The organism is Litoreibacter meonggei (genome assembly GCF_003663885.1).
In the GTDB taxonomy this organism is placed as follows: domain Bacteria; phylum Pseudomonadota; class Alphaproteobacteria; order Rhodobacterales; family Rhodobacteraceae; genus Litoreibacter; species Litoreibacter meonggei.
The window spans coordinates 21,100-32,915 of sequence record NZ_RCCE01000012.1; the positions used below are offsets into that span (position 1 = coordinate 21,100).

The following is an 11,816-nucleotide window of genomic DNA, read 5'->3' on the forward strand; positions in this document are numbered from 1 at the left end:
CCCCGCTAGAAAAGGCCAAAGACTATGAAATTTCTCGACCTCACAAAGGTATATGTCCGCTCTGGCGGCGGCGGGGGCGGTAGCATCAGCTTCCGGCGCGAGAAATATATCGAATATGGCGGCCCCGATGGCGGCGACGGCGGCAAGGGTGGCGATGTAATCGCCGAAGCGGTGGATGGGCTGAACACCCTGATCGACTTCCGCTATCAGCAGCATTTCTTCGCCAAGTCCGGCCAAGGCGGCATGGGCCAGCAACGCACCGGCAAAAGCGGAGAGGACATTATCCTGCGCGTACCCGTAGGCACCGAAATCCTTGACGAGGACGAAGAAACCGTCATCGCGGATGTGACCGAAGTGGGCCAGCGCGTCGTGCTGGCGCAGGGCGGCAATGGTGGTTGGGGCAACCTGCACTTCAAGTCGGCCACCAACCAAGCACCACGCCGCGCCAATCCGGGCCAGCCGGGGGTGGAGCGGACCTTGTGGCTGCGCCTGAAGCTGATCGCGGATTCCGGCCTGTTGGGCCTGCCGAATGCGGGTAAATCCACCTTCCTAGCCGCGACATCCAATGCGCGTCCCAAAATTGCCGACTACCCGTTCACCACACTGCACCCCAATCTGGGCGTGGTTGGCGTAGACAACGCCGAATTCGTCATGGCCGATATTCCGGGCCTGATTGCTGGCGCCTCCGAGGGCAAAGGCATCGGCGACCGCTTCTTGGGCCATGTGGAACGGTGTGCGGTGCTGTTGCATCTGGTCGATGGCAGCTCGGACACGGTGGCGGAAGATTACCAAACGATTATCACAGAGCTCGAAGCTTACGGCGGCGAGCTGGCGGACAAGCCGCGCGTGACTGCGTTGAACAAGATTGACGCGCTGGATGATGACGAGCGGGCAGAAAAGAAGGCCGAGCTGGAAGCTGCGTGCGGTGGTCCGGTGATGATGATGTCCGGCGTTTCCGGCGAAGGTCTAACCGAGGTGCTGCGCGCGGTGCGCGCCGAGATTCAGGAGGATCGTCTGCGCATCGCCAAAGCCAGCGAGGAGCCTGAGCCATGGCGCCCATAGCGACAGATCTGCGCAACGCAAAGCGGGTCGTCATCAAGATCGGCTCCGCCTTGTTGGTGGACCGCGACACAGGCGCGCTTCGCGAAGACTGGCTTCTTGGCCTTGCACAAGACGTGTTACGCCTGAAACGGCGTGGGCAGGACGTGGTTCTGGTGTCATCCGGCTCCATCGCGCTTGGGCGCACGGTGCTGGCGCTTGGGGCGGGGCCGTTGCCGCTGGAACAATCGCAGGCATCCGCTGCCGTCGGGCAAATCCGCTTGGCCCGCGCCTATGAAGAGGCGCTCGCGCCGCACGAGATTACCACGGCGCAAGTTTTGGTCACGTTGGAAGACAGCCGCGACCGCCGCCGCTACCTCAATTCCCGCGCGACGCTGGAGCAGCTTCTGAGCATGGGCGTCGTGCCTATCGTGAACGAGAATGACACCATCGCCACGGATGAAATCCGCTATGGCGACAATGACCGCTTGGCCGCACAGGTAGCGGTGACCGTCGGGGCCGATCTGGTGGTTTTGCTGTCCGATGTGGACGGGCTTTACACCGCCAACCCCAACGAGGATGCGACCGCCACGCGGTTGGAGGTGATCACCGACATCACCCCCGAGATCGAAGCCATGGCAGGGGACGCAGGGTCCGGCTTGTCCAAAGGCGGAATGAAAACCAAGGTCATGGCGGCGAAAACCGCAATGGCTGGCGGGGCTGCGCTGGTGATCACCGAAGGCTCCATCATGACACCGCTGGATGCGTTGGAGAACGGGGCCAATGCCAGCTGGTTTGTCCCGCAAACCGATCCGCAACTTGCCCGAAAGCGCTGGATATCCGCGATGAAACCGCAAGGCGCGCTGATACTGGATGATGGTGCCGTCGCAGCCCTTGGGCGCGGAAAATCCCTGCTACCAGCAGGGGTTACGCAGGTTTCGGGCCAGTTCGACCGCGGTGATCCGGTATCGCTGCAACGACCGGACGGCACCAATATCGGCGTCGGCCTGTCGCGCTATACTGCTGAAGAGGCAGAGCTTCTCAAGGGCCATCAGTCCTCCGAAATTGCCGACCTGCTTGGCTACCCCGGTCGCGCCGCCCTTGTGCACCGCGATGATATGGTGCTCTAACCGCACTCGAAATTTCCCCGAAGGTCCCACCCCATGACCCAAAACGCGAACATCCCCACATTGATGGCCGAGATTGGCCAAAATGCCCGTATTGCGGCTGCCGAGTTGTCTTTTGCCAGCGCCGAGCGCAAGCATGCCGCCTTGATCAGTGCCGCCGATGCCGTTTGGGCCAACCGCGACAAGATCATCGCCGCCAACAAGCTGGATCTCGACTATGGCCGCGAAAAGGGCCTGTCACCCGCGATGATGGACCGCTTGATGCTGGACGAGGACCGCATTCGCGCGATGCAAGACGGGCTGCGCGCGGTGGCCGATCAAAAGGATCCGGTGGGCGAGGTGATTACCGAATGGGATATGGCGTCTGGTTTGCACATCAAGCGGGTGCGCACGCCTTTGGGTGTCATCGGCGTAATTTATGAAAGCCGTCCTAACGTGACGGCCGATGCCGGCGCGCTGTGCCTGAAGGCCGGCAACGCAGTGATCCTGCGCGGTGGTTCGGAGAGCTTTCATTCCTCCGGTGCCATTCACGCCTGTCTGGTGCAGGGCCTGAAAGATGCAGGGCTGCCCGAGGCCGCAATCCAGCTTGTGCCAACCCGCGACCGCGCGGCGGTGTCGGAAATGTTGACGATGACCGACTATATCGACGTGATCGTTCCGCGTGGTGGCAAGGGGCTGGTCGGCCTCGTGCAACGCGAAGCCCGCGTTCCGGTTTTCGCCCATCTCGAAGGTATCGTTCACATCTATATCGACAAGGCGGCAGACCCCGTGAAGACGCTGAACGTGGTGCTGAACGCCAAGACACGCCGCACCGGAATTTGCGGCGCGGCGGAGTGTTTGTTGATCCACGAAGATGTGGTCGCCACGATCGGGCAAGGCGTCATCCGTGCGTTGCTCGACAAGGGTGTGACGGTGGATGCCGATATGAAGCTGGCGAAGATCGACGGCACCAGCCCCGCAAACCCCGAACACTGGGGCAGCGAATTCCTCGACATGGAGATCGCCGCCAAAACAGTGGGCAGCGTCGAAGAGGCGATGGATCATATCCGGCAATACGGCTCCAACCACACCGACTGCATCATGACCGAGGATCAGGCGACCGCTGATCTGTTTCTCGCGCGCCTCGATAGCGCGATCCTGATGCACAATGCCTCAACCCAGTTCGCCGATGGCGGGGAGTTCGGGATGGGTGCGGAGATTGGCATTGCGACGGGCAAAATGCACGCGCGCGGCCCTGTCGGGGCAGAGCAGCTGACCTCGTTCAAGTACATCGTCACCGGTGACGGAACTGTGCGCAGCTAAGCGCCGGGCTGCACTGGGGTTTCGAGCAGCTGCACATCAATGTCGGGTGCAACACTTGAAATCTCGGACTTAACAATGTCGGATCGGGGCAGGGCGGTCGCCAGCACCTGATACTGGCCCTCGTATTTCAGGTCCGCCAATCGTTCCGCAAGCTCAACAGCGTCAGAGCCGCGTGACACCAATCCCGAGATGATTGTCGACGGTTTCAACTCGGCCAGGACTTCGCCATCCAACGCGCCGACTGGCGCAAAATGCACCAATGCGTTCGGTGGCATCGTGCCGGATGGCAGACGGATCAGATCAACATGGGTCAACCCCAAGACAAGTATCACAGGCGGGTATTTGGGATGCCTGTTCGGGGATATCTGGCAAGCCGGTTGCGAAAGTCTGCTGTTCAATATGCGTCCTCCCGGGTGGTTTTGCACGCTACACGTCACCTCGCTACGCTATCAGCGTCGCCAAACCGCACAAGACAGGTTTCCCTGTCCTCGTGGCATGGGTAGATGTAGCAAGAGCGGCGTGATCATGAGGCCAGAATGACACTCGAAGCAGTTCTCGAAGGCATCCCGATGCCGGTGATTCTGATTGGTAATGACAGCCGGATCGGGCTGGCAAACGCGGCCGCGTCGGAGATGTTCAACCGTGATCTGGGGGGTGTGAGCGCCGTGTCGCTTTTGCGGCAAGCGCCTGTGCTGGCGGTGATCGACGCGTGCCTGACTGCTGCGCAAGTGGGACAAGCGCGGTTTCTGCTGTCCGGCCTGTCGGGCGAAAACACCTATATCTGCCGCGCGACCCCGTTGCCGGATGGCGGTGCGATGCTGAGTTTCGAAGACCAAACGCAGCAAGAAGACAGCGAGATGATGCGCCGTGATTTCGTCGCCAATATCAGCCACGAGCTGCGTACGCCGCTGACCAGCCTCATGGGGTTTATCGAAACCCTGCGGGGCCCTGCGCGCGGGGACGTTGAGGCCCATGACCGTTTTTTAACCATCATGGACCGCGAAGCGCAGCGGATGAACCGGATGGTCTCCGACTTGCTGTCACTTGCCCGTGTTGAGGTGGATGAACGTATCCGCCCGCGCGATCAGGTGGATTTGGCGGCGGTGCTGCGTTCGGTGGTCGCGACGCTGGAAGGTAAGCTGTCAGACGCCTCGGTGACCGTTTCAGCGGACGCTTTGAGGGACAGCTTTCCGATCCTCGGAGACCGTGATCAACTGACCCAGCTGTTTTTGAACCTGATCGAGAATGCGATCAAATATGGTGGCACAGGCAAAACCATCCATATCGTCGTTGAAAATCTGGATCGGGATCAAGCTTTGCGTCAACCAGCGGTGCGGGTCGACATTCGCGATGAGGGCGAGGGAATCGATGCGATACATTTGCCCCGCCTGACCGAACGCTTTTACCGTGTTGACGACCACAGAAGCCGCGATCAGGGCGGAACAGGCCTAGGCTTGGCGATTGCCAAACATATCGTCTCCAGACATCGGGGTCGGTTGAAAATCACGTCAAAACAAGCTGTTGGAAGCTGTTTCTCGGTGTTTTTCCCGCGTGCGGAGTGACAAATTTTCGGAACGGCTGCCCATTGTCATGAAACTGTTACCAAAGCTTCACAAAAGGTCAGCACGGCGTCTTTAGACTGCGGTCATGCGCTGCCACCAAGGGGGTGGGGGCGCGCACATGACACCAAAGGAGTGACCTTATGTCGTTCGTCAAAACCGTGGCCTCCGCCGCAATCCTCGCCGCAGCTGCAAGCGCTGCCGATGCCCGTGACCAGATCCGCGTCGTCGGCTCGTCCACCGTATTCCCGTTCTCCACCGCCGTTGCCGAACAATTCGGCCGGTCGACCGATTTCCAGACACCCGTGGTCGAATCTACAGGCTCCGGCGGCGGTCTGAAGCTGTTTTGCGCAGGCGTCGGCACCGAGCATCCCGACATCACCAACGCATCGCGCCGCATGAAGGCGAAAGAATTCAAGCTTTGCGCTGATAACGGCGTAACCGAAGTAACCGAAGCCATCATCGGCTATGACGGCATCGTCATCGCCAACGCCAAGGGTGGCCCCGTGCTGAACGTCACCCGCGAACAACTGGTCACCGCGTTGGCGGCCCAAGGCCCGCTGCCGGAAATGTGGTCCGATGTTGATCCGTCGCTGCCCGCCATCAAGATTGAGGTGCTTGGCCCGCCCCCATCCTCCGGCACCCGCGACGCGTTTGAGGAACTGGTCATGCACGAAGGCTGCGAAGGTGCAGGCATCGCATGTGAAGGCATCACCATCCGCGAAGATGGGGTCTATATCGAGGCGGGCGAGAACGACAACCTGATCGTCTCCAAGCTGGAAGCCAACCCCAACGCGGTCGGCGTGTTCGGCTTCTCGTTCCTCGACCAGAACTCGGACGTGCTGCAAGGCGCCAGCGTGGACGGGGTCGAGCCGAGCTTCGACAACATCGCAGATGGCGCCTATCCGGTGTCCCGCTCGCTCTACTTCTACATCAAGAACGCGCATGTGGGTGTGATCCCCGGCCTGCAAGAGTTCGCGGACGAGTTCATGTCCGACGCGGCTGCCGGTGAAGAGGGTTATCTGGTCGACAAGGGCCTGATCCCGCTGCCCGAAGACGCGTTCGGGACCGTCTCGGGCAATGTCAAATCGCTGACCCCGATGACGGGCAACGAGTGGAACTAGCCGCAAACTCAGGGCAGGGACTGCATGTCGCGGTCCCTGCGCCAGTCCTTCGGGGGAACGGATGCTGACACTCACCTTCTTTGCGATCCTCGCGCTGGCGCTGGCGTTTTTCGTCATCGGGCGCAGCCGGGCGGTCGCTGTGGTGCGCGGGGACGTGCGTCTTTTACATTCGCGCCCGAACTTCCACGGCATTCTCGCGCTTCTGCTCTCCGCGATCTGCGGCATCGCAGTGTTGCTGCTGCTGGGAACGATGGGCGCTGTGTGGATCGAGACGCATCTGCTGGCCGCGATCCTGTCCGCTCAACCTGACATGTCCCCGATCGAGGCCGAGTTGGTTCTGTCCGACGCCCGTGCACTGGCCTCCGGTGGCATCGCCTCAAAATCCGATCCACTGCGTTTGGATATCGCACAGCAAGTCGGGCGCCAAGGTGCGCTGCATCATTGGGGCACCGTCGTCGTTTCGCTAGTCGCGGCACTCGTCGCGGGGCTATGGGCGCTTGGCAAGATTTCTCCGGACTGGCGCGCGCGCAATCGGTCCGAGACCATCATCCGCCGCATCCTGATGCTGACCGCTGCCATTGCGGTACTGACCACCGTGGGCATCGTGCTGTCGCTGATCTTCGAGACGATCAACTTCTTCAACAATATCGACTGGCAGGTTCACAAGTTCCTGTTCGGCACCACATGGTCTCCGCTGTCCGGCGTGCAAGCAGGCAAGCTGGACCCTGACAAGGTTGGTGCTGTGCCGCTGTTCGCAGGCACCTTGATGATTACCGTTATCGCCATGCTGGTCGCTGTTCCTGTGGGGCTGTTTTCCGCAGTATACCTGTCGGATTTTGCCAGCCACCGCGTCCGTGCGTGGGCGAAACCGATGCTGGAACTGCTGGCCGGTATTCCCACTGTCGTCTACGGCTTCTTCGCGGCGATCACGCTGGCACCCTTCATTCGCAACTCGGGCGAGGCGATCGGGCTGACCATCGCCTCCGAGAGCGCCTTGGCGGCGGGAATCGTCATGGGGATCATGATCATCCCCTTCATCTCCTCGCTGAGCGATGACGTCATCAACGCCGTGCCGCAGAGCTTGCGCGACGGCTCCTACGGGTTGGGCGCAACCAAGGCGGAAACCATCCGTCAAGTCGTGTTGCCCGCCGCGTTGCCCGGCATCGTGTCCGCCGTCTTGCTGGGCGTGTCCCGCGCGGTGGGCGAGACGATGATTGTGGTGATGGCCGCAGGGCAGGGGGCGAACCTGACCGCCAACCCGCTGGAGGCCGTGACGACCGTGACCGTACAAATCGTCATGCTGATCACCGGCGACACGGAAGCCTCGACCGCCGCGGGCCCCGCCTTCACCTTGGGCTTCACGCTGTTCTGCGTGACCTTGCTGATGAACATCGCGGCACAGCGTGTGGTGCGCAAATACCGTGAACTTTATGACTAGGGGCTGGCTCAATGGTTGATATGACAACACTCAGCGCGCGTCACGGGGATGCCGCCTCGACCAAGCGGGTTCGCAAGCGCCGCGCCGCCGAGACGCGGCTGAAAGCTTACGGCATCATCGCGCTTTCACTGGCGGCGGCGGCGTTGATTGCGCTGCTTGGCTCGGTCTTCACCAAGGCGGGCGGGGCTTTGACCGAGACCTACCTGACGATGCCGATCACCTTGGAGGCGTCAGAGATCGACCCGGACGGCACCGGCGATCCCGCAATCATCCGGCGCGCGGACTTCTCGGGCCTGACCAAGGATATGCTGAAAGAGCAGTTTCCAAACGCCAAGGGCCGCACCACGCGGCGCGAGCTGTATGACCTGACCTCGTCCGGTGCCGCGTTCGAGCTGGCCGACAAGGTCGCCGCCGACCCGTCGCTGCTGGGCCAGACCATCGACTACCCGCTTCTCGCGTCGGACGTGGCTGACCTGTATCTGAAAGGCGCGTTCGGAGACCTCGTATCCAAGCCCGTCGAGGGCAACCTGACCCTGACCGAACAGGATGGCGCTTACCTTGTGTCCTCCACCGCCGATGACTTTTCCAAAGCACTGGACCGCGTGAAAGAGGGCCTGACCGTCGAGGCCGCCAAGCTGCGCGGTCAGGCCCGGTTGCAGGACAATGGCGTGGTCGAATTTACCCGCCGCGCCGAGATGGCAGAGACTGCCGAGGAACGTGAAAAGAATGAAAAGCTGGCCGAATCCCGCGCCGCCGCCCGCGACGCGCAGCTGGCACAGGCGGACGAGTTGGAAGCCCGTGCAGCGGCACAAGGCGGTGACGAAGTGCTGGACGAAAACAACCGCTCCGTGCTGATCAACGTCGCCGGTGGCTGGCTCAAGATGACCCGCATCACGCCGAACGGCGGTCTGGCCGAAGCCGTCGCGCCGATGGAGCGCGCGGTGGATGCTACGAACTCCTGGGGCCTCTACACCACCGACCTGCCCGAAGCCTCGCGTAAAGTGTCTGATAACCAGATCATCTGGATCGAGCAGTTAAATGCGCAGGGCAGGGTGGACGTGGTGTTCAACACCCGCTTCTTCACCGCAGGTGACAGCCGTGAGCCGGAGCTGGCGGGCATCTGGGGCGCGGTTGCAGGGTCGTTCTGGACGATGCTGGTGACCTTCCTGCTGGCTTTCCCCACGGGCGTTCTGGCGGCGATCTACCTTGAGGAATTTGCCCCCAAGAACAAGCTGACCGACTTCGTGGAGGTCAATATTAACAACCTCGCGGCCGTGCCGTCCATCGTGTTCGGCCTGCTGGGCCTGTCGGTGTTTCTCGGCGTCTTCGGCGTTCCACGCTCCGCGCCCTTGGCGGGTGGGATCGTGCTGGCGCTGATGACGCTGCCCACGATCATCATCGCTGCGCGCGCCGCCATCCGGGCGGTGCCACCGTCGATCCGTGACGCTGCCGTGGGTCTTGGCGCTTCACCGTTGCAATGCACCTTCCACCACGTGCTACCACTGGCCATGCCCGGCATCCTGACCGGCACCATCATCGGCATGGCGCAGGCTCTGGGTGAAACCGCGCCGCTGATCATGATCGGTATGGTGGCCTTCATCGTGGACATCCCCGGCTCCATCACCGACAGCGCGTCGGTGCTGCCAGTGCAGGTGTTCCGCTGGTCCGACTTCCCCGAGCGCGCGTTCGAGGCCCGCACATCCGCGGCGATCTGCGTGCTGCTTTTCTTCCTTGTGGTGATGAACGCCATCGCCGTGATCCTGCGCAAACGATTTGAAAGACGGTGGTAAAGATGCTCGATACAACCCAGACCCTTTTGACGGAGCCGACCATGTCCAAAGAGATCAAGATCAGCGCCCAAGGCGTGGACGTGTTCTACGGCGATACCCATGCGATCAAGAACGTCGACCTTGAGATCGAAAACAAGGCTGTGACTGCTTTTATCGGCCCGTCGGGATGTGGCAAATCCACCTTCCTGCGCTGCATCAACCGGATGAACGACACCATCGACATCTGCCGCGTGACGGGGGATATCCTGCTTGAAGGGCAGGACATCTACGCCAAATCGGTCGATCCCGTGCAACTGCGCGCCCGCGTTGGTATGGTGTTCCAGAAGCCCAACCCGTTCCCGAAGTCGATCTATGACAACGTCGCTTACGGTCCGACCATCCACGGCTTGGCGAAGAACAAGGCGGAACTGGATGAAATCGTTGAACAATCCCTGCGCCGCGCGGCGATCTGGGACGAGGTGAAGGACCGCCTGCACCAACCCGGCACCGGCCTGTCCGGCGGCCAGCAGCAGCGCCTGTGCATCGGTCGCGCCATCGCCACGGCGCCGGAGGTGCTGCTGATGGACGAGCCATGTTCGGCCCTTGACCCCATCGCCACGGCGCAGGTTGAGGAGTTGATCGACGACTTGCGGCAGAACTATACCGTTGTGATCGTAACCCACTCGATGCAACAAGCCGCGCGGGTCAGCCAGAAAACTGCGTTCTTCCACTTGGGAAACGTCGTAGAATATGGCGATACGAATAAGATTTTCACCAACCCCGAAGACAGCCGGACCGAGAGTTACATCACCGGACGGATAGGGTAGGGAGCAGGGATATGATGGACCAGGAACATATAGCCTCCGCCTTTGATCGTGATCTTGAGGGGGTGCTAGCGCTGATCATGCAGATGGGCGGACTGGTGGAGACGGCGATCTCTGACGCCGCACGGGCGCTGGAAATGCGCGACACAGAGCTGGCCGACCAAGTCCGGCGCAACGACAAGCTGATTGATGCGCTGGAAGAACAGGTGGCGTCCGAGGTGGCCCGCGTGATTGCCGTGCGCGCGCCGACTGCGGGTGATTTGCGCACGGTGCTGTCGGTGCTCAAGATTTCCGGCAACCTCGAACGGATGGGCGACTATGCCAAGAACCTTGGCAAACGCACCTCGGTGCTGTCTGAGATGCCCGCCATAACGGGTACAGGCGGCGCGCTGCGCCGGATGACGCAACTGGTGAATGTGATGCTGAAAGACGCGCTGGATGCGTATATCCAGCGTGATGTGGATCTGGCAGAGGATGTCCGCCAGCGGGACAGCGAGGTGGATCAGATGTATAACGCGTTGTTTCGTGAATTCCTGACCCACATGATGGAAGACCCGCGCAACATTACGGCCTGTATGCACTTGCATTTTATAGCAAAAAACGTGGAACGCATGGGCGATCATGTGACCTCGATATGTGAACAGGTGGTTTACCTTGTGACCGGTGACATGCCCGACGAGGATCGCGAAAAGCAAGACCGGACATCCACGGACAGCGCGCTAGGTAAGGTTTAAGACGGTGACACAACCTGTTGTTCTTGTTGTTGAAGATGATCCGGCGCAGCGCGAGGTCCTCGCGTATAATATCCGCGCCGAGGGTTATCTGGTTGAAACCGCCGAAAACGGCGATGAGGCGCTGTTGATGGTACAAGAACACGCGCCGGATGTGGTGGTGCTGGACTGGATGTTGCCAAACGTGTCGGGCATCGAGATATGCCGCCAGATCAAGGCAAAGTCTGAAACCAGAGACATTCCGGTGATTATGTTATCTGCGCGATCCGAGGAAACAGATCGTGTTCGCGGGTTGGAGACCGGTGCGGATGACTATGTTGTTAAACCATATTCTGTCGCAGAGCTGCTGGCGCGTATCCGCACGCAGCTGCGTCGGTCACGGCCATCTGCAGTGGGTCAACGACTTGAGTTCGAAGATGTCGTCATGGATGTCGAGGAACATCGCGTATACCGCGGTGATGCGCCTCTGAAGCTTGGTCCGACGGAGTTCCGGCTTCTGGCGACCTTCATGGAGCGACCGGGTCGCGTTTGGTCGCGAGAGCAACTTCTGGATCGTGTTTGGGGCAGAGATATCTATGTGGATACTCGTACTGTGGACGTCCATGTCGGTCGGTTGCGTAAGGCCCTGTGCTCAACTGGGCGTGCGGATCCGGTTCGTACGGTGCGTGGAGCAGGCTATGCTTTGGGGTAATTGTGCTTCGGTAGAAGCGTTAGAATCCAAGTTCTTATAGGTGAAACCTTAGCGTTCGTAAATCTACACCTGATATTAAGTTACATAATAACGATTATAAGTAAATTGTGGGTGTAGCGGTGGATTCACAAACGAAGTGCAAATTCTGTATCAAAACAGAACCTTGCATGGAGAATGACAAATGGGAAGCTGTTACCCTCACCTGAGTTTGGA

11 protein-coding genes are annotated in these 11,816 nt (G+C 60.5%); 10 read left to right on the forward strand and 1 reads right to left on the reverse strand.

The window, feature by feature from the left end; translation table 11 throughout:
* Positions 1–24: 24 nt before the first annotated feature.
* From obgE to BCF46_RS19530, 3 genes are read left to right on the forward strand one after another with little or no spacing between them, the layout of a single operon-like run.
* Positions 25–1,062: a GTPase ObgE gene (obgE, locus tag BCF46_RS19520; RefSeq protein WP_121028443.1), complete on the forward strand. Its 1,038-nt coding sequence runs from the start codon at positions 25–27 to the stop codon at positions 1,060–1,062.
* Positions 1,050–2,168, forward strand: coding sequence for a glutamate 5-kinase (gene proB, locus BCF46_RS19525; protein WP_425454437.1), 1,119 nt, complete (start codon positions 1,050–1,052; stop codon positions 2,166–2,168). Before obgE ends, proB begins: the two co-directional genes overlap by 13 nt.
* Positions 2,169–2,201: 33 nt before the next feature.
* Positions 2,202–3,467 (forward strand): glutamate-5-semialdehyde dehydrogenase, encoded by a 1,266-nt coding sequence (locus BCF46_RS19530; protein WP_121028445.1) that lies wholly within the window; start codon positions 2,202–2,204, stop codon positions 3,465–3,467.
* On the opposite strand, the gene BCF46_RS19535 is transcribed toward BCF46_RS19530, so the two are convergent.
* The gene (locus BCF46_RS19535) at positions 3,464–3,865 is read right to left on the reverse strand and encodes a hypothetical protein (protein WP_147436031.1); all 402 of its coding nucleotides are present in this window, start codon (positions 3,863–3,865) and stop codon (positions 3,464–3,466) included. The two genes, BCF46_RS19530 and BCF46_RS19535, sit on opposite strands and share 4 nt — an antisense overlap.
* 138 nt (positions 3,866–4,003) lie before the next feature.
* Between BCF46_RS19535 and BCF46_RS19540 the strand changes: the two genes are divergently transcribed.
* From BCF46_RS19540 to phoB, 7 genes are all read left to right on the forward strand, one after another.
* Complete coding sequence (locus tag BCF46_RS19540) at positions 4,004–5,029, forward strand: sensor histidine kinase (RefSeq protein WP_121028449.1); 1,026 nt, start codon at positions 4,004–4,006, stop codon at positions 5,027–5,029.
* Positions 5,030–5,169: 140 nt separating this feature from the next.
* Entirely contained in the window at positions 5,170–6,150 is a 981-nt protein-coding gene (locus BCF46_RS19545; RefSeq protein WP_121028451.1) for a PstS family phosphate ABC transporter substrate-binding protein, read from the forward strand.
* Positions 6,151–6,211: 61 nt separating this feature from the next.
* Positions 6,212–7,588 carry a phosphate ABC transporter permease subunit PstC gene (pstC, locus tag BCF46_RS19550; RefSeq protein ID WP_121028453.1) on the forward strand — a complete coding sequence of 459 codons (1,377 nt, stop codon included), beginning with the start codon at positions 6,212–6,214 and terminating at the stop codon, positions 7,586–7,588.
* 11 nt (positions 7,589–7,599) lie between these two features.
* Positions 7,600–9,378 (forward strand): phosphate ABC transporter permease PstA, encoded by a 1,779-nt coding sequence (pstA, locus tag BCF46_RS19555; RefSeq protein WP_211332854.1) that lies wholly within the window; start codon positions 7,600–7,602, stop codon positions 9,376–9,378.
* Positions 9,379–9,380: 2 nt separating this feature from the next.
* Positions 9,381–10,184: a phosphate ABC transporter ATP-binding protein PstB gene (gene pstB / locus BCF46_RS19560; RefSeq protein ID WP_121028455.1), complete on the forward strand. Its 804-nt coding sequence runs from the start codon at positions 9,381–9,383 to the stop codon at positions 10,182–10,184.
* Positions 10,185–10,195: 11 nt separating this feature from the next.
* Positions 10,196–10,915, forward strand: a complete 720-nt coding sequence (gene phoU, locus BCF46_RS19565) for a phosphate signaling complex protein PhoU (RefSeq protein ID WP_211332855.1) — start codon at positions 10,196–10,198, stop codon at positions 10,913–10,915.
* Between the two features lie 4 nt (positions 10,916–10,919).
* On the forward strand, positions 10,920–11,603 hold the full coding sequence (gene phoB / locus BCF46_RS19570) for a phosphate regulon transcriptional regulator PhoB (protein ID WP_121028457.1): 684 nt from the start codon (positions 10,920–10,922) through the stop codon (positions 11,601–11,603).
* Positions 11,604–11,816 lie beyond the last annotated feature (213 nt).